Source organism: Sphingomonas sp., assembly GCF_032114135.1.
Lineage (GTDB): Bacteria > Pseudomonadota > Alphaproteobacteria > Sphingomonadales > Sphingomonadaceae > Sphingomonas.
Genome location: NZ_DAMCTA010000001.1, coordinates 2,279,720 through 2,300,558 on the forward strand (window position 1 = coordinate 2,279,720; position 20,839 = coordinate 2,300,558).

Annotated in this window: 21 protein-coding genes and 1 tRNA gene; 11 read left to right on the forward strand and 11 right to left on the reverse strand. The window is 67.7% G+C overall.

Annotated elements, in window-relative coordinates; all coding sequences use genetic code 11:
- Positions 1-7 precede the first annotated feature (7 nt).
- Entirely contained in the window at positions 8-1,033 is a 1,026-nt protein-coding gene (tsaD, locus tag RT655_RS10810) for a tRNA (adenosine(37)-N6)-threonylcarbamoyltransferase complex transferase subunit TsaD (protein WP_313536627.1), read from the forward strand.
- The gene (locus RT655_RS10815; protein WP_313536628.1) at positions 1,030-2,007 is read left to right on the forward strand and encodes an NAD(P)H-dependent glycerol-3-phosphate dehydrogenase; all 978 of its coding nucleotides are present in this window, start codon (positions 1,030-1,032) and stop codon (positions 2,005-2,007) included. The genes tsaD and RT655_RS10815 overlap by 4 nt, the downstream gene beginning before the upstream one ends.
- Before the next feature lie 131 nt (positions 2,008-2,138).
- On the opposite strand, the gene RT655_RS10820 is transcribed toward RT655_RS10815, so the two are convergent.
- Positions 2,139-2,540 (reverse strand): DUF1489 domain-containing protein, encoded by a 402-nt coding sequence (locus RT655_RS10820; RefSeq protein WP_313536629.1) that lies wholly within the window; start codon positions 2,538-2,540, stop codon positions 2,139-2,141.
- A gap of 36 nt (positions 2,541-2,576) precedes the next feature.
- Positions 2,577-3,980: a magnesium transporter gene (gene mgtE / locus RT655_RS10825; protein ID WP_313536630.1), complete on the reverse strand. Its 1,404-nt coding sequence runs from the start codon at positions 3,978-3,980 to the stop codon at positions 2,577-2,579.
- A 116-nt stretch (positions 3,981-4,096) separates the two neighbouring features.
- Between mgtE and RT655_RS10830 the strand changes: the two genes are divergently transcribed.
- The 6 genes from RT655_RS10830 to RT655_RS10855 all read left to right on the forward strand — a co-directional run bounded on the left by RT655_RS10830 (position 4,097) and on the right by RT655_RS10855 (position 9,037).
- Positions 4,097-4,552, forward strand: coding sequence for a peptidylprolyl isomerase (locus RT655_RS10830; protein WP_313536631.1), 456 nt, complete (start codon positions 4,097-4,099; stop codon positions 4,550-4,552).
- A gap of 405 nt (positions 4,553-4,957) precedes the next feature.
- The gene (gene sucC, locus RT655_RS10835; RefSeq protein ID WP_313536632.1) at positions 4,958-6,157 is read left to right on the forward strand and encodes an ADP-forming succinate--CoA ligase subunit beta; all 1,200 of its coding nucleotides are present in this window, start codon (positions 4,958-4,960) and stop codon (positions 6,155-6,157) included.
- Positions 6,154-6,627: a GFA family protein gene (locus RT655_RS10840; RefSeq protein ID WP_313536633.1), complete on the forward strand. Its 474-nt coding sequence runs from the start codon at positions 6,154-6,156 to the stop codon at positions 6,625-6,627. Before sucC ends, RT655_RS10840 begins: the two co-directional genes overlap by 4 nt.
- Before the next feature lie 61 nt (positions 6,628-6,688).
- Positions 6,689-7,438, forward strand: a complete 750-nt coding sequence (locus RT655_RS10845) for an electron transfer flavoprotein subunit beta/FixA family protein (RefSeq protein WP_294329465.1) — start codon at positions 6,689-6,691, stop codon at positions 7,436-7,438.
- On the forward strand, positions 7,438-8,367 hold the full coding sequence (locus RT655_RS10850) for an electron transfer flavoprotein subunit alpha/FixB family protein (protein WP_313536634.1): 930 nt from the start codon (positions 7,438-7,440) through the stop codon (positions 8,365-8,367). The genes RT655_RS10845 and RT655_RS10850 overlap by 1 nt, the downstream gene beginning before the upstream one ends.
- A 7-nt stretch (positions 8,368-8,374) precedes the next feature.
- Positions 8,375-9,037 carry a phytanoyl-CoA dioxygenase family protein gene (locus RT655_RS10855; protein ID WP_313536635.1) on the forward strand — a complete coding sequence of 221 codons (663 nt, stop codon included), beginning with the start codon at positions 8,375-8,377 and terminating at the stop codon, positions 9,035-9,037.
- A gap of 84 nt (positions 9,038-9,121) precedes the next feature.
- On the opposite strand, the gene RT655_RS10860 is transcribed toward RT655_RS10855, so the two are convergent.
- The 3 genes from RT655_RS10860 to RT655_RS10870 all read right to left on the reverse strand — a co-directional run bounded on the left by RT655_RS10860 (position 9,122) and on the right by RT655_RS10870 (position 11,034).
- Complete coding sequence (locus RT655_RS10860; protein WP_313536636.1) at positions 9,122-9,685, reverse strand: fasciclin domain-containing protein; 564 nt, start codon at positions 9,683-9,685, stop codon at positions 9,122-9,124.
- An 85-nt stretch (positions 9,686-9,770) separates the two neighbouring features.
- Positions 9,771-10,466 (reverse strand): anti-sigma factor domain-containing protein, encoded by a 696-nt coding sequence (locus RT655_RS10865; RefSeq protein ID WP_313536637.1) that lies wholly within the window; start codon positions 10,464-10,466, stop codon positions 9,771-9,773.
- Positions 10,459-11,034, reverse strand: a complete 576-nt coding sequence (locus RT655_RS10870; RefSeq protein WP_313536638.1) for a sigma-70 family RNA polymerase sigma factor — start codon at positions 11,032-11,034, stop codon at positions 10,459-10,461. Before RT655_RS10870 ends, RT655_RS10865 begins: the two co-directional genes overlap by 8 nt.
- A gap of 95 nt (positions 11,035-11,129) precedes the next feature.
- Here RT655_RS10870 and RT655_RS10875 point away from each other — a divergent pair, with 95 nt between their 5' ends.
- Together RT655_RS10875 and RT655_RS10880 are read left to right on the forward strand one after the other, a co-directional pair.
- Positions 11,130-12,500, forward strand: a complete 1,371-nt coding sequence (locus tag RT655_RS10875) for an APC family permease (protein WP_313536639.1) — start codon at positions 11,130-11,132, stop codon at positions 12,498-12,500.
- Positions 12,501-12,635: 135 nt separating this feature from the next.
- On the forward strand, positions 12,636-13,754 hold the full coding sequence (locus tag RT655_RS10880) for an MFS transporter (protein ID WP_313536950.1): 1,119 nt from the start codon (positions 12,636-12,638) through the stop codon (positions 13,752-13,754).
- On the opposite strand, the gene nhaA is transcribed toward RT655_RS10880, so the two are convergent.
- The 5 genes from nhaA to RT655_RS10905 form a co-directional block, all read right to left on the reverse strand.
- Positions 13,655-14,917, reverse strand: a complete 1,263-nt coding sequence (nhaA, locus tag RT655_RS10885; protein WP_313536640.1) for a Na+/H+ antiporter NhaA — start codon at positions 14,915-14,917, stop codon at positions 13,655-13,657. The two genes, RT655_RS10880 and nhaA, sit on opposite strands and share 100 nt — an antisense overlap.
- Positions 14,918-14,979: 62 nt before the next feature.
- Positions 14,980-16,575 carry a lysine--tRNA ligase gene (locus RT655_RS10890; protein ID WP_313536641.1) on the reverse strand — a complete coding sequence of 532 codons (1,596 nt, stop codon included), beginning with the start codon at positions 16,573-16,575 and terminating at the stop codon, positions 14,980-14,982.
- A gap of 41 nt (positions 16,576-16,616) precedes the next feature.
- Positions 16,617-18,473, reverse strand: a complete 1,857-nt coding sequence (locus tag RT655_RS10895; protein ID WP_313536642.1) for a ferrous iron transporter B — start codon at positions 18,471-18,473, stop codon at positions 16,617-16,619.
- The gene (locus RT655_RS10900) at positions 18,470-18,748 is read right to left on the reverse strand and encodes a FeoA family protein (RefSeq protein WP_313536643.1); all 279 of its coding nucleotides are present in this window, start codon (positions 18,746-18,748) and stop codon (positions 18,470-18,472) included. The genes RT655_RS10895 and RT655_RS10900 overlap by 4 nt, the downstream gene beginning before the upstream one ends.
- A gap of 286 nt (positions 18,749-19,034) precedes the next feature.
- The gene (locus RT655_RS10905) at positions 19,035-19,838 is read right to left on the reverse strand and encodes a DUF72 domain-containing protein (RefSeq protein WP_313536644.1); all 804 of its coding nucleotides are present in this window, start codon (positions 19,836-19,838) and stop codon (positions 19,035-19,037) included.
- A 63-nt stretch (positions 19,839-19,901) separates the two neighbouring features.
- Here RT655_RS10905 and RT655_RS10910 point away from each other — a divergent pair, with 63 nt between their 5' ends.
- The gene (locus RT655_RS10910) at positions 19,902-20,594 is read left to right on the forward strand and encodes a FadR/GntR family transcriptional regulator (RefSeq protein WP_313536645.1); all 693 of its coding nucleotides are present in this window, start codon (positions 19,902-19,904) and stop codon (positions 20,592-20,594) included.
- A gap of 29 nt (positions 20,595-20,623) precedes the next feature.
- Here RT655_RS10910 and RT655_RS10915 read toward each other — a convergent pair.
- Positions 20,624-20,698, reverse strand: a tRNA-Gly gene (locus tag RT655_RS10915).
- Between the last annotated feature and the right edge of the window lie 141 nt (positions 20,699-20,839).

Here is a 20,839-nt window from a genome sequence, read left to right on the forward strand (position 1 = left end):
GGGAAGCATGGCACTCATCCTCGGACTTGAATCGAGCTGCGACGAAACCGCGGCGGCCCTGGTGGAAAGCGACGGCACGATCCGCGCGCACAAGCTGGCGCGGCAGGAAGAGGCGCACCGGCCTTATGGCGGCGTGGTGCCCGAGATCGCCGCGCGCGCGCATGTCGAGATGCTGGGGCCGCTGATCGAGGCGGCGCTGGAGGAGGCGGGCGTGACGCTGGCCGATGTCGACGCGATCGCCGCGACGGCGGGGCCCGGGCTGATCGGCGGGGTGATGGTGGGCCTCGTCACCGGCAAGGCGCTGGCGCTCGCCGCGGGCAAGCCGCTGGTGGCGGTGAACCATCTCGAGGGGCATGCCCTTTCGCCTCGGCTCGGCGACCGGAGCCTCGAATTTCCCTATCTGCTGCTGCTCGTCTCGGGCGGGCATTGCCAGCTGCTGCTGGTCGAGGGCGTCAACAACTATCGCCGGCTCGCCACCACGATCGACGACGCCGCGGGCGAGGCGTTCGACAAGACCGCCAAGCTGCTCGGCCTCGGCTTTCCGGGCGGCCCGGCGGTGGAGAAGGCCGCCGAACGTGGCAACCCCAAGGCGGTACCGCTGCCGCGTCCGCTGGTCGGCTCGGGCGAGCCGCATTTCTCCTTCGCGGGCCTCAAGAGCGCGGTCGCGCGCGCGGTCAACGACTATAGCGCCGAGGATCTCGCCGCCTCGTTCCAGCAGGCGGTGGTCGATTGCCTGGTCGATCGCACCCGGCTGGCGCTGGCGGTCACGCGGCCCACGGCGCTGGTCGTCGCGGGCGGCGTCGCGGCGAATACGGCGGTGCGGACCGCGCTGGAGGCGCTCGCCGGCGAGCACGCCCTGCCCTTCGTCGCGCCGCCTTTGTGGTTGTGCACCGACAATGCCGCGATGATCGCCTGGGCCGGCGCCGAGCGCTTCGCCCAGGGCCTTACCGACCCGCTCGACGTGCCCGCGCGGCCGCGCTGGCCGCTCGACCCGGATGCGGAAAAGGTGCGTGGCGCCGGAGTAAAGGCATGAAGATCGGGGTGATCGGCGGCGGCGCCTGGGGCACCGCGCTGGCGCAGGTAGCGGCCCGCGGCGACGCGGCGGTGTTGCTTTGGGCGCGCGAGCCCGAGGTGGTGGCGAGCATCAACGCGGACCACGAAAACCGACAGTTCCTGCCGGGCGTGCCGCTCTCGCCGGGCATCCACGCGACGGGTAGCCTGAGCGACCTTGCCGGCTGCGACGCGCTGCTGGTGGTGGCGCCGGCGCAGCATGTTCGTTCAGTACTGGCCGAGATGACCGTGGGTGCAACGCCGCTGGTGCTCTGCGCCAAAGGAATCGAGGCAGGCACCCGCCTCTTGGTCGGCGAAGTGGCGCGCAGCGTCGCGCCGGACGCGCCGATCGCGGTGCTGTCCGGTCCCACCTTCGCGCACGAAGTCGCGGCGGGGAAGCCGACGGCGGTGACGCTGGCGTGCGAGGACGCCGACCTTCGCGCGCGGCTGAGCGACCGGCTCGGCGCGCCTGCCTTCCGTCCCTATGCCTCGGCCGACGTGATCGGCGCGGAGATCGGAGGGGCGGTGAAGAACGTGCTCGCCATCGCCTGCGGCGTGGTGGAGGGTGCCGGGCTCGGCCTCAATGCGCGCGCGGCGCTGATCGCGCGGGGCTTTGCCGAGATGACGCGCTTCGGCCTCGCGCGGGGTGCGCAGGCAGAGACGCTCACCGGGCTTTCGGGGCTGGGCGATTTGGTACTGACCTGCTCTTCGACCAATTCGCGCAATTTCTCGCTGGGCGTCGGGCTCGGTCAGGGGCGCAGCGCCGCCGAGCTGCTGTCGGACCGCAAGACCGTGGCCGAGGGCGCCTTCACCGCACCGGTGCTGCGCGAGGCCGCGGCGGAAGCGGGCGTGGAGATGCCAGTGACGCTGGCGGTCAATGCATTGCTCGAAGGCGCGCCTGTGGCCGAGGTGATCGACGCGCTGCTCAGCCGCCCGCTACGGGCGGAAGCGGTGTAAGCAAACCTTAGCCCCTCCTCCTTGGAGGAGGGTTTGGGGGTGGAGGGATTCCAGAGCGTAAGTCGTTCTCGGTGAGACACAGCCCCACCCCCACCCCTCCCCTGAAGGGGAGGGGCTTAAGAAGAAAAGCATTACAGCAACCCCAGCCCCGCCAGCTCGCCCATCAGCGCCGGCGGCAGCTCGTCCGCACCGCCGTCGAGATCGCCCAGGTCGCGCGGCGCATCGGCATCTTCCAAATAGCGCCACCCCTGGTGCGCCCGCTTGGGCCTTGCCTGGACCAGCACCAACTTGGGCTCGAGCAGGATCGCGGTGCGGCCGCCCTCGGCCTCGCCGAAGCCGAGGATCGGGGAGCGGCCGATCAGCTGGTGCTTGAGGATCCAGAACAGCGAGCCGCCATCGATCTCCGCGTGCCGCTTGGGCAAATAGCGCGTGGTCAACGCGACGCCGCCCGCGGCCGCGCGCGCCTCCAGCCGGGATTGCAGGAAATCGACGCTGTCGCACGCGAAGGCGACCTTGGTGAGATGGAGTGGCACGCCCCCGATTTGGGCAGTCGGCACCCCGCGATCAAGTCAGCCGCCCAGCCCCACCAGCGTCGCGAGGCCGAGGAAGGAGAAGAAACCCATCACGTCGGTCATCATCGTGACGAACACCGCCGAGGACACGGCGGGATCGACGCGCAGCCGATCCAGCGTCACCGGGATCAACACCCCCGACAGCCCCGCGATCACATTGTTGATCACCATCGCCGACGCGATGACGACCGCGAGCCAGGGAATACCATAGACCAGCATCGTCCCCGCCCCGATCGCCAGCCCCAGCGTCGCGCCATTGGCGGCGGCGATGCGCAGCTCGCGCCAGATCATCCGCAAGGTGTTCGACTCGGTCAGCTGGTTGGTTGCGATCGCGCGGACCACCACCGCCAGCGTCTGGGTGCCGGCATTGCCGCCCATGCCCGAGACGATCGGCATCAGCACCGCGAGCAGCGCGAACTTGGCGATCTCGCCCTGGAACAGCCCGACCACGGAGGCGGCGAGCATCGCGGTGCCGAGGTTGACGAACAGCCAGGTCAGCCGGGTGCGGACCGTCAGCAGCACCGGCTCGTTGATGTCGCCCTCGCCCGCGCCGGACAGGCGGAGAATGTCCTCGCCGGCCTCCTGCGAGATGATGTGGACGATGTCGTCCACCGTGATCATGCCGACCAGCCGTCCGCTGAGATCGACCACCGCGGCCGAGATCAGCGCGTATTTCTGGAAGCGCAGCGCCACTTCCTCCTGGTCCATGTCGATCGGGATCAGCGTCTGCTCGCGCTTCATCACGTCGCTGATCGTAATGCCGCGCGGGGTGCGCAAGATCCAGGAGAGCTCGCAGGTGCCGATCGGCTTGTGCGAGGGATCGACGACGAAGATTTCCCAGAAATCGGTGGTCAGTTCGTCATTGCCGCGCAGATAGTCGAGCACGTCGCCGACGGTCCAATGCTCGGGCACCGCGATCAGCTCGCGCTGCATCAGGCGGCCGGCGGATTCCTCCGGGTAGGACAGCGCCTCTTCGATCGCGGCGCGATCGTCGGGGTCGAGCGCGCGGAGCACCTCGCGCTGATCCTCGACGTCCATGTCCTCGATGATCGCGACGGCGTCGTCGGTATCGAGCTCGGCGGCGAGGTTCGCCACCTGGTGCGGTTCGAGCGCATCGACCAGCGCCTCGCGCACCCAGTCGTTCATCTCGGCGAGCACGTCGCCATCGATCAGGTCCGAGATCGCGGTGACCACGTCGGCGCGCCGCTCGGACGGCACCAGCTCGATCAGGTCGGCGATGTCAGCGGGGTGGAGCGGCGCGACCAGCATATGCGCGGCCTCGTTATCGCCCTCGTCGACCGCTTCCAGAACGGCGCTGACGAATTCGGGCTTTAGCCGATCATCCTCGTCGAGCTGGCTCTCGGGCGCGGCGGCCTCTTCCTGCAGTTCGGTCTCGCTCACCGTCCGACCTCCCGTGCTGCGGCCTTGTCCGGGGGCGCTGCCACCCTCGGCGGGGATTTGCAAGTCGGCAGCGCACCGCCTAGGGCTTCGCTGCAGTTTTAGAGAAGAGGTGCCCCATGGCCGAACCCACTACGCTCGTACTCACGCTCGACACCGGCGACGTCCGCATCCGCCTACGTCCCGATCTCGCGCCGAACCATGTCGCGCGCATCGCCGGCCTGGCCGACGAAGGCTTCTATGACGGCGTGATCTTCCACCGCGTGATCAACGGCTTCATGGCGCAGGGCGGCGATCCCTCGGGCACCGGCATGGGCGGTTCGGAAAAGCCCGACCTGGCGCAGGAATTCTCAAAGGAGCCGCACGTCCGCGGCATCTGCTCGATGGCGCGCACGAATAACCCGAACAGCGCCAATTCGCAGTTCTTCATCTGCCTCGACGACGCAACCTTCCTTGACGGCCAGTACACCGTCTGGGGCGAAGTGATCGAGGGCATGGACCATGTCGACGCGCTGCCCAAGGGCGAACCGCCCGCGAAGCCTGGCAAGATCGTAAAGGCCCGCACCGAGGCTTGAGGCGTGTTCCCCTCCCGCTTTGCCGAGCGGGAGGGGCTGTTTTGGTACGCGGCGGAAGACGCCCGCGCGTAGATTGCACCGCGATACCCCACCACCAACCGTCATCCCCGCGAAGGCGGGGATCCGTTGGTGCTGAAGCCGCGGTTCTTTGCCCCAGCATCCTGGCAAATGGATTCCCCCTTCGCGGGAATGACGATGGTATGATGTGGAGGGTGAATCCCCCCTCCCCGCTTCACGAGATGGTAAGCCCGCCGCGCCTATGGCTTCGCGCTCCATCCGGATAACGCCCCATGTTGCAACCAATTCGCAATCGCAATAATCCCTAAAAGGGTGGATTTCACGCGCGCGCTGTGCTTAGGCGGGCGCGATCCTTTCCCCGTTCCCTTGAAAAGGCGGACTGCTCCCATGAACATCCACGAATATCAGGCCAAGGAACTGCTCGCGAAGTACGGCGTGCCCGTGCCGGCCGGCTTTGCCGCGATGAGCGTCGAAGAGGCCGTCGAAGCCTCGAAGAAGCTGCCTGGGCCGCTTTATGTCGTGAAGGCGCAGATCCATGCCGGCGGCCGCGGCAAGGGCAAGTTCAAGGAGCTGCCGGCCGAAGCCAAGGGCGGCGTCCGCCTCGCCAAGACCGAGGACGAAGTCCGTCACGCCGCGACCGAGATGCTCGGCAACACGCTGGTGACGATCCAGACCGGTGAAGCCGGCAAGCAGGTCAACCGCCTGTACGTGACCGACGGCGTCGACATCGCCAAGGAATTCTACCTCGCGCTGCTGGTCGATCGCGCCACCGGCCGAGTCGCGTTCGTCGTCTCGACCGAAGGCGGCATGGACATCGAGACCGTCGCGCACGACACGCCGGACAAGATCCACACCTTCGACGTTGATCCCGCGACCGGCTACATGCCGCACCACGGCCGCGCCGTCGCCAAGGCACTGGGCCTCGAGGGCGATCTCGCCAAGCAGGCGCAGAGCCTGGCCGGCAAGGTGTACGACACCTTCCTCGGCACCGACGCTTCGCAGATCGAGATCAACCCGCTCGCCGTCACCGACGACAACAAGCTGATGGTGCTCGACGCCAAGGTCGGCTTCGATTCGAACTCGCTGTTCCGCCACAAGGACCTGATGGAACTGCGCGACGAGACCGAAGAGGATCCGATGGAGCTCGAGGCGTCGAAGTACGACCTCGCCTATATCAAGCTCGACGGCGACATCGGCTGCATGGTCAACGGCGCCGGCCTGGCGATGGCCACGATGGACATCATCAAGCTGAACGGCATGTTCCCGGCCAACTTCCTCGACGTCGGCGGCGGCGCGAACAAGGAGAAGGTCACCGCGGCGTTCAAGATCATCCTGAGCGATCCGGCGGTGAAGGGCATCCTGGTCAACATCTTCGGCGGCATCATGCGCTGCGACATCATCGCAGAGGGTATCGTTGCGGCTGCCAAGGAAGTGAACCTTGCGGTGCCGCTGGTCGTCCGCCTCGAGGGCACCAACGTGCAGCAGGGCAAGGACATCCTGGCCAATTCGGGTCTGCCGATCGTCGCCGCCAACGATCTGGGCGATGCCGCCCAGAAGATCGTGGCGGAGGTCAAGAACGCGGCGTGAGCGACGCGGCCGCCTCGGCTGTGAAGACGGTCGAAGGCGGCTGCCGCTGCGGCCGTGTGCGGTTCCGGGTGACGGGCGATGCGCTCGTCACCATGGCCTGCCACTGCACCGGCTGCCAGCGCATGACCGCCAGCGCCTATTCGCTGAGCGGCCTCTACCCGGCGGAACGCTTCGCGGTGATCGAAGGCGCGCCGGTGATCGGCGGCCTCCACGGCGCCAGCCGGCATTTCCACTGCGACCATTGCAAGAGCTGGCTGTTCACGCGGCCCGAGGGCCTCGATGCCTTTGTGAACATCCGCGCGACGATGCTCGATGCGCCGATGTCCGCCCCGCCCCTCTTCGAGACGTGGACCGAGGAGGCGCTGCCCTGGGCCGCGACGGGCGCTTCGTACAGCTATCCAAAATTTCCGCCTTCGGAATCCTTCGGCACGCTGATGCAGGCGTACGCCGAATCGCTTGCGAGCGGTTGACGTTCGCGTAAACGTAACCCAATTGTCCGGGGAGAAACCCTGGCAGACAGGAAGGATGCGAATGAAGGTCCTGGTACCGGTCAAGCGCGTGCTTGATTACAACGTGAAGCCCCGCGTGAAAGCGGACGGGACGGGCGTCGATCTGGCGAACGTCAAGATGAGCATGAACCCCTTCGACGAGATCGCGATCGAGGAAGCGGTGCGGCTGAAGGAGAAGGGCGCGGCGACTGAGATCGTCGTCGTCACCATCGGCGTCGCCAAGGCGGAGACCGATGTGCTGCTCACCGCACGCGCCATGGGTGCCGATCGCGGCATCCTGATCCAGACCGACGACGAGGTGGAGCCTCTGGCGGTCGCCAAGCTGCTCGCCAAGGTCGCCGAAGAGGAACAGCCCGGGCTGATCATCCTCGGCAAGCAGGCGATCGACGACGATTCGAACCAGACCGGGCAGATGCTCGCCGCGCTGCTCGGCTGGGCGCAGGGCACCTTCGCCTCCAAGGTCGAGATCGACGGCGAGCGCGTGAAGGTTACCCGCGAAATCGACGGCGGTCTCGAGACCGTCGACCTCAAGCTGCCGGCGATCGTCACCACCGATCTCCGCCTCAACGAGCCGCGCTATGCGACGCTGCCGAATATCATGAAGGCGAAGACCAAGCCGGTCGCGAAGAAGACCGTCGCCGATTACGGCGTCGACGTCACCCCGCGCCTCAAGACCCTGAAGGTCGTGGAGCCGGCCAAGCGCCAGGCGGGCATCAAGGTGGGTTCGGTCGACGAACTGGTCGAGAAGCTCAAGGGCATGGGAGTCGCGTGATGAAGACGCTGGTTTGGGTCGAACACGACAATCAGAGCGTCAAGGACGCGACGCTCTCCACCGTCACCGCGGCGGCAAAGCTGGGCGAAGTCCATCTGCTCGTCGCCGGCAAGGGCGTCTCGGCGGTGGCCGAGGCGGCGGCGCAGATCGCCGGCGTGGGCAAGGTCCATGTTGCCGACGATGCGGCCTATGAGCATTTTCTCGCCGAGAATGTCGCGCCGCTGGTCGTTCAGCTGATGGGCGACCACGACGCGGTGCTGTTCCCGGCAACCACCACGGGCAAGAACGTGGCGCCGCGCGTCGCCGCCGCGCTCGACGTGATGCAGCTGTCGGACATCCTCTCGGTCGAGGGTCCGGACACCTTCACGCGGCCGATCTATGCCGGCAACGCGATCGCCACGGTGCAGACCAGCGACAAGAAGCTGGTGATCACCGTGCGCGGCACCGCGTTCGACAAGGCGGCCGCGGCCGGCGGCAGCGGCACGGTGGAAGCCGTTGCGGCAGCCGGCGACACGGGTCTCTCGACCTTTGCCGGCTCGGAGATTGCGACGTCGGAGCGTCCGGAGCTGACCAGCGCCAAGATCATCGTCTCGGGCGGTCGCGCGCTGGGCTCGCAGGAGCAGTTCCACGCGCTGATCGACCCGCTGGCCGACAAGCTGGGTGCCGCGGTCGGCGCCAGCCGCGCGGCGGTGGACGCAGGCTATGCGCCGAACGACTATCAGGTCGGCCAGACCGGCAAGATCGTCGCGCCGATGGTGTATGTCGCGGTCGGCATCTCGGGCGCGATCCAGCACCTCGCCGGCATGAAGGATTCGAAGACGATCGTCGCGATCAACAAGGACGAGGACGCCCCCATCTTCCAGGTGGCGGACATCGGCCTCGTCGGCGACCTGTTCACGCTGGTGCCGGAGCTGACCGAAAAGCTCTGAGCCAGGCGTGACGCTCGATTTCGAACGCGATGGGGCGGCGCACCTTGCCGGTGCGGCCGCCCCTTTTCTTGACCGACTATGGGCGCTGGCGGAGGCCCTGCCGGCAGACAGGGCCGGGCTGCGGCTGCATGGCGTAAATGGTGTCGCCGAACTGCTCACATCCGATGCGTTGGGCGCGGCCGCCGCTGAACATTTGGGCCCCGCAGCGCGGCCCGTGCGCGCGATCTGGTTCGACAAGAGCCCGGCGAACAACTGGGCGCTGGGCTGGCATCAGGATCGCACCATCGCCGTCCGTGCACGCGCGGATATTCCCGGCTATGGCCCGTGGTCGACCAAGCAGGGCCTGCTCCATGTCGAGCCGCCCTTCGCTGTCCTCGACTCCATGGTGACGGTGCGGATTCATCTCGATCCGGTGCTGGAGGATAACGCGCCGCTCCTTGTCGCCCCCGGTTCACATCGGCTCGGGCGCGTGCCGGAAGCGGAAATCGCGAAGGCGGTCGCGGCATGCGGCACCGTGACGTGCGTCGCCGAGTCAGGCGATATCTGGGCCTATCACACGCCCATCCTCCATGCGTCGGCCACGAGCAGTGCGTCCGGCCATCGCCGCGTGCTGCAGGTGGACTACACGACCTTCGACCTGCCTTCGCCGCTGGAATGGCTCGGTCTGTAAACGGGTAGGCCCGCCGGCAAGGAGGGTCGCCGGCGGGCCGGGGCCTCGCCCAAAGGGGGGAGCGCGCGAGACCCCTCGACAGCCTCAGGGCATGAGGACGCTGTCGATCACGTGGATCACGCCGTTCGACTGGTTGACGTCGGCAATGGTGATCTTGGCCTTGCCACCCTTGGCATCCTGGATCATCCAGCCGCCGCTCGGGCCCTTCATGATGGTGATCGGCTCACCCTGCACAGTCGTGAGCTTGGCCTTGCCACCATGCGCCTTGGCATTGGCCGCGATCTGCGCCGCGCTCATCTTGCCGGCGACGACATGGTAGGTGAGGATCTTGGTCAGCGTCGCCTTGTTCTCGGGCTTCACCAGCGTGTCGACGGTGCCGGCGGGGAGCTTGGCAAAGGCGGCGTTGGTCGGCGCGAAGACGGTGAACGGACCCGGGCCCGACAGCGTGTCGACCAGCCCGGCGGCCTTCACGGCGGCGACCAGCGTGGTGTGGTCCTTGGAGTTCACCGCATTCTGGACGATGTTCTTGGTCGGATACATCGCGGCACCGCCAACCATCGGGAATTTCTGGACGGCGGCAACCGCGCCGGTGGCGAGCAGCGCGGCACCGACAAGTCCGGTGACCGAGGCGAGACGGGTCTTGCGCATCTTCTGGCTTCCTCTTGCTACGCACCCCTCTTTGCGGAGATGCGCCGGAGCTACGGGGCGTGCGCTGCCCCGGATGCAGCCAATCTTAAAGAATGGTGATTTTTCCTGCGGCGACCGGCGTGCTGGTCGGCGCGGCATGCGGCGCGGTAGCGGCGTCTTCCAGCGTCACTGCAAGCGTCGCGCCCTCGGCCAGCAGCGTACGGGTAGCCGGCGCCACGGCCAGGTCGCGGCTACCCCGGGGTGCAGCCAGTCCGAGCGACACCGGCTTGCCGCCTGCCGGAATCACCCATAGCTCGGGCGCACGGCGGCTGGCCGGCAGCGCCTCGGTACGAACGTGGAGCGTACCCTGCTCGGCATCATAGCGCGCCGTCAACGCCGCGCCTGCGGTGCCGGTGATCTGCGCGACGACGACCGGCGGCGGGGGCAGCACCACCGGCTGCGGTACCGGACGCAGCAGCAGGATCGCGAGCAGCACCGCGGCGACCGCGCTCGTGGCGATGGCGATCGCACGCCACCGTCGCAGCGCGAGGACAATGGCGTGATCCTCGCCCGGCAACCGCGCCTCGATCCGCTGCCACAGTCCGGCCGGGACGGCCCCGTCGGCCCCGCCCAGCGCCAGCGGCGCGAAATCGAGCACCCAGCGTTCGACGGCTGCCGCGAAGGCGGGATCCGCCAGCTGCCGGCGACGCGCGGCGGCGAGATCGTCGCCTTCCAGCAGGTTCAGCGCCAGCTCGGCGGCAAGCGCGATATCTTCCTCTTCGGGGCGCAGCGGCTCAGCCATCGCCGAGGCACCCCCGCAATTGGATCAGCCCGCGCCGGATCCAGCTCTTCATCGTGCCCAGCGGCACCGCGGCGGCGGCGGCGAGTTCGGGATAGGTGCGGCCCTGGAAGAAGGCGGCGCGAATCGCCCCGCGTGGTTTTTCCTCCAGCGCCTCGAGGCAATCGAAAATCCGCGCCTGCGTTTCACCGGCTTCGAGCAGCGCCTCGGCAGAGGGGCGACCGTCGGGCAGCGCCAGCGCGGCCTCGACCGGGGCGGTCTCGCCCAGCCCGCGCGCGCGGCGCCAGTCGATCGCGGTGTTGCGGGCGATCGTGCACAGCCAGGTGATCGGGCTGGCGCGCGACGCGTCGAAGCGCCCTGCCCTGTCCCACACCTTCATATACACGTCCTGCATCACATCCTCTGCGGCCTCGCGGTCCTGGCAGATACGCAGGCAAACGCCCATCAGCTTCGCCGACGTTAGATCATAGACGGTTTTGAGCGCCTTGCGGTCGCCGCCCGCGACGGCGGCGAGCGCCTCGACGAGACGGGCGCGTGCGCCGTCGCCGGCCGAAGGGGTGGGAGAAGCCACGCGGGCAACCTAGCGAATCGCGCAGACAGGGCAAGCCGGCGTGATTGACGCAAGTGCAGTGCTCCCCCACGCTGCGCTGCACCTTTGGGGGGACGATGCCGACGACGAACCCACGACTGGAGCGCAGGCTGGGGACTGCCGGCGTGCTGTTCCTAACCCTGTCGATCACCACCCCGGCATCGTCGCTGTTCGTCATCGTGCCGGGCTGCCTGCAGATCGCCGGTACAGGCACGTTGCTGGCACTGGCGATCGCTGGCGTGGTTTGTCTCGCCACCGCGCTGATCTATGCCGAGCTTTCCTCGGCCTTTCCGGTAGCGGGCGGCGAATATGTCATGGTGGGACGGACCTTGGGGCCGGCCGCCGGATTCATGATGCTGGGCGTCAATGCCTGCAATAACCTGCTCTTTCCGCCGGTGGCGGCGCTGGGGATCGCCTCTGTCGCCTCGACCGTGCTGCCTGGCCTTCCCCCGGTGCCGGTGGCGATCGCGGTGCTGCTGGCCTCGACGCTCGTCGGCATCCTCAACATCCGATTCAACGCGCTGCTGACCGGCGCCTTCCTCGCCGCCGAGGTGGCCGCGGTTCTGGTGATCCTGGCGCTGGGACTGGCCGCGCCGGTTCGCGACCTCCTGCCACTGCTGCTGCACCCGGTTGCGCCGGTCGGTGGCGCGCTACACCCCGCCACTGCGGCGAATATCGGCCTCGCCACCTCGGTCGCGATCTTCGCGCTCAACGGCTATGGCGCGGCCGTCTATTTCGGCGAAGAGATGCACGGAGCGCCGCAACGCATCGCCCGCGCGATCCTGCTGGCCCTCGTCGGCGCCCTGTTGCTCGAAGCCGTGCCGATCGTCGCCGCACTGGTCGCCGCGCCCGACCTCCCCGCCTTCATGTCCGCCGAGGATCCGTTCGGTAGCTTCGTGCGGATGCGCGGCGGGGCTTCGCTCAACCTGTGGGTCGCGATCGGCATCGTCGTCGCCATCGTCAATGCGGTGATCGCCTGCATCCTCGCCAATGGGCGGTTCTTCTATGCCACCGCGCGCGACGGAAGCTGGGGGCGGCCGCTGGACGCCTGGCTGGCCGCGATCCACCCGCGCTTCGGTTCGCCGGCGCGCGCGACGCTGGCCTCCGGCGCGATCGGCATCGCCGCCTGTTTCCTGCCGCTCCGGTTGCTCCTGCTGCTGAGCGGCACGGGCCTGATCGCGATCTATGCAGGGCTGGCGCTGGCCACCCTTGTCGGCCGGCGTCGCGGCACCACCGGCCACGCGCCCTACCGCATGCCGCTCCACCCCCTGCCCGCCATCGCCACGCTGCTGGTGCTGGCCGCCGTCGCGTGGCTCAATGCGCTGGACCCTGATGAGGGCCGGCCCGCGCTGATCGCCACGGGCGCGCAGATGCTGCTCTCTGCCCTCTATTACCGGCTGGTCCTGCGTCGGCGCGGCTGGACGGCGCGGATCGAGCACGCACCTTGATTGCGCGCAAAGCATTTGTCGGCATACGTATTTCTATTTGACGCTGCACTGCAGCAAACCCATTTGCGACATGTGCACGCGCCTGTTCAACGCTCCGCCGCCCGCTCGCCGGGCCTGGTCCATTTCGCGCTCGCCATGGGCGGGTTCGCGATCGGCACCACCGAATTCGCGACGATGAGCCTCGTGCCCTATTTCTCCAAGGGCCTCGGCATCGACGAGCCGACCGCGGGCCATGTGATCAGCGCCTATGCGCTGGGCGTGGTGGTGGGCGCACCCCTGCTCGCCGTGGCGGCGGCGAAATGGTCCCGGCGGACACTGCTGATCGCGCTGATGGCGAGCTTCGCGCTGTTCAACGCGCTGAGCGCGCTGGCGCCGACCTATCACTGGATGCTGCTGTTCCGATTCCTCAGCGGGCTTCCGCACGGCGCCTATTTCGGGATCGCCTCGCTGGTCGCAGCCTCGCTAGTGCCGAACGACCAGCGCTCGCAGGCGGTGGGACGAATCATGCTCGGCCTCTCGGTCGCCACCGTGCTCGGCGTGCCGGCCGCCAACTGGCTGGGCCAGGCGGTGGGCTGGCGCTGGGGCTTCGCGATTGTCGCGGTGCTGGCGCTGATCACCGTATTGCTGGTGCTGTGGCTGGCCCCTGAGGACCGTCCCCAGCACGGCGCGAGCCCCTTGCGCGAGTTGCGTGCGCTGGCGAACGGCCAGGTCTGGCTCACCCTGGGGGTGAGCGCGATCGGCTTTGGCGGGCTGTTCTGCGTCTACACCTATGTCGCCTCGACGCTGATGCACGTCACCGGCACCCCGCCCTGGGGCGTGCCCCTGGTGCTGGCAGTCTTCGGCATGGGGATGATCGCGGGCAACCTTGTCGTGCCGCGCTTCGCCGATCGCGCGCTGATGCCGACCGGCGCGGCGCTGCTGGTCGCCAGCGCCATCGCGCTGTCGCTCTATCCGCTGGCGGCGCATTCGTTGCCGCTGGTGGCGCTGGACGTGTTCGCGATCGGCTTTGCCGGCGCGCTGGGGCCGGTGCTGCAGACCCGGCTGATGGACGTGGCGGGCGAGGCGCAGGCGCTGGCTGCCGCGCTCAACCACTCGGCGTTCAACACCGCCAATGCGCTCGGCCCCTGGCTGGGTGGCCTCGCGATCGCCGCGGGTTACGGCTGGACGTCGACCGGCTGGGTCGGCGCGCTGCTCGCGCTGGGCGGGTTGGCGATCCTGGGCGTGGCGGTGCTGGCGGACCGCAGGACCGCGTAACCCGCCACCGCCGACACGATCGAGCCGAGCAGCACGCCGATCTTCACCTCGTCGACCAGCAGTTCGTTGCCGGGGAAGGCGAGGCCGCCGATGAACAGGCTCATCGTGAAGCCGATGCCCGCGAGCAGCGACACGCCGTAAATTTGCCGCCAGCCGGCATTGCCGGGGCGCTTGGCGATGCCGGTCTTCACCGCCAGCCAGATGCTGCCGAAGATGCCGAGTTGCTTGCCGAGGAACAGGCCTGCGGCGATGCCAAGCGGCAGCGGCTCAAGCAGGATCGCCGGGGATAGGCCTTCGAACGAGACCCCGGCATTGGCGAAGCCGAACAGCGGCACGATCAGGAACGCCGACCAGGGGTGCAGCGCATGCTCCAGCCGGTGGAGCGGGGAGTCGGCGGCGTCGGGTGCGGCGGGGGACTTGACCAGCGGGATGGTCATCGCCGCGGCAACGCCCGCGATGGTGGCATGCACGCCCGACTGGAACACCAGCACCCACAGCACCACCGCCAGCGTCAGATAGACGGCGAGATGGCGCACGCCGAAGCGGTTGCAGGCGATCATGATGCCCAGCACCACGGCAGCGCCGCCCAGCGCCAATAGGTCGATATGCGCGGTATACGCGACCGCGATGATCGCCACCGCGCCCATGTCGTCGACGATCGCCACCGTCGTCAGGAACAGCTTGAGCGCGGCGGGCGCGCGGCTGCCGAGGATCGCCAGCACGCCAATCGCGAAGGCGATGTCGGTCGCGGCCGGAATCGCCCAGCCGCTGGTGACGCCCGGGGTGCGCCCGGCGATCAGCAGATAGACGAGCGCGGGAAGCGCCATCCCCGCGGCGGCGGCAATCACCGGCAGGCGGCGGCGGTCCCAGCTCGCCAGCCGTCCGTCGACGAACTCGCGCTTGATCTCGAGCCCGACGAGCAGGAAGAACACTGCCATCAGCCCGTCGTTGATCCACAAATGCACCGTCATCGGGCCGTGGAGCGGTGCGATCACCGGGCCGGTCTGCAGGTGCAGGGTGTGGAAATAGGTTTCGGAGATGCCCGGCAGGTTCGCCGCGAGCATCGCCAGCGCGGCGGCGGCGATCAGGAAGATGCCCCCCGCCGCCTCACCATGGAGGAAGGCCCGCGTCGCCGAGCGGATATGGCGGATTCGGCGTCGCATGGTTTTCTCCCTTGTCAGTAGCCGTCTCCTCCCCCGAGCGCGGGAGGAGACGGCGATACGCCTTACGCCACCTTCGCCAGCGCTTCCGCGATCAGCTTGCGGCTATTCGCGATGCCGTACAGCGCGATGAAGCTGCCCATGCGCGGCCCCTGTTCGGAGCCGAGCAGCGTCTCGTACAGCGCCTTGAACCAGTCGCGCAGATTCTCGAAGCCGCCGGTCTTGCCGATCTCGTAGACCTGGTCCTGAATCGCCTCGGCAGTCGCGTCGGCGGGTAGGGCAGCGAGTTCGGCATCGAGCCGCTTGAGCGCGTCGATCTCGACGCCCGCCGGCGCCCGCTTCTTGAGCGTCGGGGCGACGAAGTCGCGGGCATAGGCAAGCGCATAGCCGATCAGACGGTCGAGCGCCGGATAGGTTTCCGGGTTCGCGTCCGGGACATAGTTCGCAAGATAGCCCCAGACCTGTTCCTTGGTCGCCTCGCCCATCACCCCGACCAGGTTGAGCAGCAGCCCGAAGGTGACCGGCAGCGTCTCCGCCGGCGGCTCGCCATTGTGGATGTGATGGACCGGGTTGCCGAGCCGCTGCTCGACCGCCTGCCCCGCATAATTGCCGCGGAACTGCCAATATTCGTCGATCGCGCGCGGGATCACGCCGAGGTGCAGCTGCTTGGCCTTCTTCGGCTCGCGATAAGCGTAGAAGGCGATGCTCTCCTCGGGGCCATAGGTCAGCCATTGCTCGAGGCTGAGGCCGTTGCCCTTGGACTTGGAGATCTTCTCGCCCTTCTCGTCGAGGAACATCTCGTAGTTGAAGCCCTCGGGCGAGCGGCCGCCGAGTACGCGGGCGATCTTGCCCGACTGGGTGACCGAGTCGATCAGGTCCTTGCCCGCCATCTCGTAATCGACGTCGAGCGCGACCCAGCGCATCGCCCAATCGACCTTCCACTGGAGCTTGGCCTTACCGCCCAGTACGCTCTGGACGATCCGCTGACCCTCGTCCTCGAACGCGATCAGACCCGCTTCGGCATCCACGACCTCGACCGGTACCTGCAGCACGATGCCGGAGGTCGGGCTGATCGGCAGAACGGGCGAATAGGTCGCCTGGCGCTCAGCGCGAAGCGTCGGCAGCATCACGTCCATGATGCCCTGATAGTGGCGCAGCACCTTCTTGAGCGCGTCGTCGAAGCGGCCGCCGGTATAATAGTCGGTCGAGGAGGCGAACTCGTATTCGAAGCCGAACTGGTCGAGGAATTCGCGCAGCCGTGCATTGTTGTGGTGCGCGAAACTTTCATGTGTTTCGAACGGATCGGGCACTTGGGTAAGCGGCTTGCCAAGATGTTCGCGCAGCATTTCTTGGTTCGGCACATTGTCCGGCACCTTGCGCAGGCCGTCCATGTCGTCGCTGAACGCGATCAGGCGGGTGGGGACGTCACACAGGCTCGCGAAGGCGCGGCGGACCATGGTGGTGCGCAGCACTTCGTTGAACGTGCCGATATGCGGCAGGCCCGAGGGACCATAGCCGGTCTCGAACAGCACATGGCCTTTCTCCGGCGCGCCACCCGATGCGATCTGGGGGTAGCGTTTGAGCAGCTTGCGCGCCTCTTCATAGGGCCAAGCCTTGGAGACGAGCGCGGCTGCGCGGAGTTCGGGGGTCACGGTGGTCATAGTCCCCTGCCTCTGCCGTTTTCGGGCGGGGGATGCAATTGCTAGAGGCCGAGGCCGATCGCGCTCCAATAGGTGAGCCCTGCCGCGACATAGGCGAGCGCGAACAGATAGCCGATCATGAAGGCGGGCCATTTCCACCCGTTCGTCTCGCGCCGGGTGACTGCGATGGTCGAGATGCACTGCGGCGCGAAGACGAACCACATCAAGAAGGCGAGCGCGCTGGGCAGGCTCCAATGCTTCTGAAGCTGCTCGCGGATCGACTCCTCGCCGGACGCGTCATCGGGATTGTCGACCGCATAGACCGTGCCGATCGCCGCGACCGCCACTTCGCGTGCGGCCATCGCCGGGATCACCGCCAGCGCCATGTCGCGGTTGAAGCCGATCGGCGCGACAATTGTCTCCAGCCCGCTGCCGATCCGCCCCGCGATCGAATAGTCGACCTTGGAAATCCCGCTGCCCTCGGGCGGCTTGGGGAAGCTGAGCAGCGCCCACAGGATCACCGTGGTGTAGAGAATGATCGTGCCCGCGCGCTTGAGGAAAATCAGCGCCCGCTGCCAGAGCCCGAGCAGCACGTCCCGCGCGCTCGGCCACTGATATTTGGGCATTTCCATCATGAAGCCCGAGGTCGCGCCCTTGGTCACCGTCCGTCGCAGCACCAGCGCGACGACGAAGGCGCCGAGAATGCCGAGAATATAGAGCGCGAACAGCACCAGCCCCTGCAGCCCCACGCCGGGCAGCACCGCGCGATCGGGGATCAGCGCGCCGATGATGATGGTGTACACGGGCAGCCGCGCCGAGCAGGTCATCAGCGGCGCGATCAGGATCGTGGTCAGCCTGTCCTTCTCGTCCGAGATGGTGCGCGTCGCCATGATCCCCGGCACCGCGCAGGCGAAGCTGGAAAGCAGCGGAATGAAGGCGCGGCCCGACAGCCCCACGCTCGCCATCACCCGGTCCATCAGGAAGGCGGCGCGGACCATGTAGCCGGTCGCCTCCAGCACCAGGATGAAGGCGAACAGGATCAGGATCTGCGGCAGGAACACGATGACCGCGCCGACACCGGCGATCACCCCGTCGACGATCAGCGATCGGAACACGCCGTCGGGCAGCACGCTGCCGACCTCGGCGCCGAGCCACTTCATGCCATCCTCGATCCAGCCGATCGGCACCTGCGACCAGGCGAACACCGCCTGGAACATCAGGAACATCGTGCCGAGCAGGATGATCGGCCCGGCGACCGGATGCAGGAACAGCGCGTCGAGCCGGTGCGTCCAGCGCCGCGCGGCGGTTTCGGAGACGGTGACGGCGGTGGCGATCTGGCGGGCGCGGCGCTGGAGCAGGACGATGTCGTGCTGCACGCCGGCCGAGGGGCGGATCCTGGTCACGCCCTTCACCATCTCACCCATCCGCTCCTTGAGCGCATCGAGGCCGCGGCGGCGCACCGCAACGGTGGAGACCACGGGTACGCCGAGCTCGCGCTCGAGCGCCTCGGGGTCAAGCTTGAGGCCGTCGCGCTCGGCGAGATCGACCATGTTGAGCGCGACGATGATCGGCAGGCCCAGCGCGATCAACTGGAGCGTGAAACGGAGATGGTTGTCGAGATTGGACGCGTCGACCACGGTGAGGATCGCGTCGGGCAGCCGCTCGCCCTGCTGGCGGCCGAGCAGCACGTCGCGCGTCACCTGCTCGTCGGGGCTGCCGGGATCGAGGCTATAGGCGCCGGGCAGGTCGACCAGTTCGATCGGGCGGCCATCGGGCAGCGCCATGCGGCCCGAATGGCGCTCGACAGTGACGCCGGGATAGTTGCCGACCTTCTGCCGCGCGCCGGTGAGTGCATTGAACAGCGCGCTCTTGCCGGCATTGGGGTTGCCAACCAGCGCGACCAATGGTGTGGTGTTCATGCGTGCCTGGCCAGCGGAGTCACATGAATGGCAGCAGCGACATGGCGGCGCAGCGCCACGGTCATGCGGCCGATGCGGCAGGCGAGGGGGCCGCCGAACAGGCCGGAGCGGTGGAGCAGTTCGACCTCCACACCCTCGTCCAGGCCCAGTTCGCGCAGGCGGCGCGCCTCGGGTTCGGCGAGCCGATCCCATTCGACGCCGGCTACGGTGCCGGGGGCATGGCGATGCAGCTGGGCGAGGCGTACGGGCACGGGGATCGCAGCGGGGGCGTTCATGCTGCGAGTGATTATCAATTACGCAGACGTTTGGCTAGGCCTTGAACGAACGCAGGAAAGGTCCGACATCGGGGGCGGGGCGCAGCGCACGGTATCCCGCCGCCACGCCCCGGACCTCATTGATAGCCGCCTTCTTCCTCGCGCTCCTCGGCGGCATGCTTCTGCGCCTCTTCCATCGCTTCGGCTTCGTCGTCCTGCGGCTTCTGCTGTTCGGGATCGTGAATCATGCTGGGCCTCCTGAGGGTTGCCGGGATTCAACGAAGCGCTGCCGCAAAGGGTTCGCCGTTCAGCCCAGCTGGCGAATGAACGCCTGGGCACCCGCCGGCGCACGTACCTTGCCGCCATGAATGAAGAAGACGAAGGTCTCGCGGGGCCGCACCGGCGCGGGCTCGGGGGCGAAGGTGGGCACCCCCTCGGGCTGGCCGCCCGCCGCCCAAGTCTTCGCCGCCGCCACCCAGCGCGGAAGATCGGCCTCGGGGTAACACAGCGGATTGTCGTCCTCGCCCGCCTCCAGTCGCGCATAGACGAAGTCGCTGCTCACGTCGGCGATCGCCGGATATTGCGGCGAATCGGCAAAGACGATTCCCACCCCCGCCGCCCGGCACAATTCGACGAATTCGGGCGTATGGAAGCTGTCGTGCCGCACGTGCACGGCATGCCGCAGCTTCACGCCGTCCTGTTCGGCAGGGAGCAGTTTGAGGAAGGCGCCGAAATCCACAGCATCGAACTTCTTGGTCGCCATGAACTGCCAGAAGATCGGGCCGAGCTTGTCGCCCAGCTCCGTCAGCCCCTGGCCGCAGAAGCGGGCGATCGACTCGCCCGCCTCCGCCAGCACCTTGCGGTTGGTGACGAAGCGCGATCCCTTCACCGTGTAGACGAAGCCCTCGGGCGCCGCCGCGGCCCAGCCGGCGAAGCTCGCGGGCTTGAAGGTGGAATAATAGGTGCCGTTGATCTCGATCGCGGTGAGCGCGGCGGCGGCATATTCCAGCTCGCGCTTCTGCGGCAGCTTGTCCGGATAGAAGGTGCCGCGCCAGGGCTCGAAGGTCCAGCCGCCGATGCCGACGCGGATGGGGGCAGGGGTGGCGGACATCGGCTTCTCCTAAGACCATGGCACGACTCGCCATTTGCTTCGGTCTTAGTATCGTGGCGCACCATGTTGCGAAACCACGCACCCACTGACCAGCGCCTCGCCGACCAGGCCTATTCGCGCATCGTCGAGATCATCCTGGGCGGGCTGAGCGTCGGCGACCGCCTGCCCTCCGAATCGCGGCTGGCGGAAAGCTTCGGCATGTCACGTACTGTCGTCCGCGAAGCGTTGGTTCGACTGGCAGCCGACGGCATCACCGAGTCGCGGCGCGGGGCGGGCTCCTATGTGATGCGCCGCCCCTCGCTGCGGCTGGGCGCACATATGGCGTTCGACGCGCTTTCGGCGACGCTTGGCACCTATGAAGTGCGATTCGCGCTCGAATCTGAGGCGGCGCGGCTGGCGGCGCGCCGGCGCTCGCCCGAGCAATTGGCGGAAATCGAATCGGCGATGGCCGATCTGCGCAAGGCGTTACTCTCCAGCGATCCCGCGCATGACGAGGATTGGCGGCTTCACCGCGCGATCTTCCGGGCAACCTCGAATCCCGCCTTCGAAAAGGCGTTCGAGCATCTCCACGAGGAAACGATGCGAATCATGCGCGCCGGCGTCGACATCGCCCGGCTGCGCGAAGCCGAGCCGATCGCGGCGATGGTGCGCGAGCATGCGACGATCGTCGAGGCGATCCGCGCGCAGGATGCGGACGGCGCGGCGCTGGCGATGCGCTGGCATTTGTCGGAAGGGAGGAAACGGCTAATGCCGTGACATCGACAGTGCAGTCGCTGGTTGGCGACTGGAGCGGGCGAAGGGATTCGAACCCTCGACCCCAACCTTGGCAAGGTTGTGCTCTACCCCTGAGCTACGCCCGCTCTGGCGTCGTGGCCGGGAGCGTTTGGAAGCGCTCTCGGCGGGTGAGGCGGGCCAACTAACAGCGGGTTTCAAAGGGCGCAACCCCCAATTTGCACTTTTTGGAAAAGGCTTGGCGGTTGGGCCCCGAACGCCCAAATAGG

What these genes read in the sequence shown, in the direction of transcription:
- tsaD (WP_313536627.1), top strand. Translation starts at nt 8, where the DNA reads ATGGCACTCATCCTCGGACTTGAATCGAGCTGCGACGAAACCGCGGCG.
- RT655_RS10815 (WP_313536628.1), top strand. Translation starts at nt 1,030, where the DNA reads ATGAAGATCGGGGTGATCGGCGGCGGCGCCTGGGGCACCGCGCTGGCG.
- RT655_RS10830 (WP_313536631.1), top strand. Translation starts at nt 4,097, where the DNA reads ATGGCCGAACCCACTACGCTCGTACTCACGCTCGACACCGGCGACGTC.
- sucC (WP_313536632.1), top strand. Translation starts at nt 4,958, where the DNA reads ATGAACATCCACGAATATCAGGCCAAGGAACTGCTCGCGAAGTACGGC.
- RT655_RS10845 (WP_294329465.1), top strand. Translation starts at nt 6,689, where the DNA reads ATGAAGGTCCTGGTACCGGTCAAGCGCGTGCTTGATTACAACGTGAAG.
- RT655_RS10850 (WP_313536634.1), top strand. Translation starts at nt 7,438, where the DNA reads ATGAAGACGCTGGTTTGGGTCGAACACGACAATCAGAGCGTCAAGGAC.
- RT655_RS10860 (WP_313536636.1), bottom strand. Translation starts at nt 9,685, where the DNA reads ATGCGCAAGACCCGTCTCGCCTCGGTCACCGGACTTGTCGGTGCCGCG.
- RT655_RS10865 (WP_313536637.1), bottom strand. Translation starts at nt 10,466, where the DNA reads ATGGCTGAGCCGCTGCGCCCCGAAGAGGAAGATATCGCGCTTGCCGCC.
- RT655_RS10875 (WP_313536639.1), top strand. Translation starts at nt 11,130, where the DNA reads ATGCCGACGACGAACCCACGACTGGAGCGCAGGCTGGGGACTGCCGGC.
- RT655_RS10880 (WP_313536950.1), top strand. Translation starts at nt 12,636, where the DNA reads ATGGGCGGGTTCGCGATCGGCACCACCGAATTCGCGACGATGAGCCTC.
- nhaA (WP_313536640.1), bottom strand. Translation starts at nt 14,917, where the DNA reads ATGCGACGCCGAATCCGCCATATCCGCTCGGCGACGCGGGCCTTCCTC.
- RT655_RS10890 (WP_313536641.1), bottom strand. Translation starts at nt 16,575, where the DNA reads ATGACCACCGTGACCCCCGAACTCCGCGCAGCCGCGCTCGTCTCCAAG.
- RT655_RS10895 (WP_313536642.1), bottom strand. Translation starts at nt 18,473, where the DNA reads ATGAACACCACACCATTGGTCGCGCTGGTTGGCAACCCCAATGCCGGC.
- RT655_RS10900 (WP_313536643.1), bottom strand. Translation starts at nt 18,748, where the DNA reads ATGAACGCCCCCGCTGCGATCCCCGTGCCCGTACGCCTCGCCCAGCTG.
- RT655_RS10905 (WP_313536644.1), bottom strand. Translation starts at nt 19,838, where the DNA reads ATGTCCGCCACCCCTGCCCCCATCCGCGTCGGCATCGGCGGCTGGACC.
- RT655_RS10910 (WP_313536645.1), top strand. Translation starts at nt 19,902, where the DNA reads ATGTTGCGAAACCACGCACCCACTGACCAGCGCCTCGCCGACCAGGCC.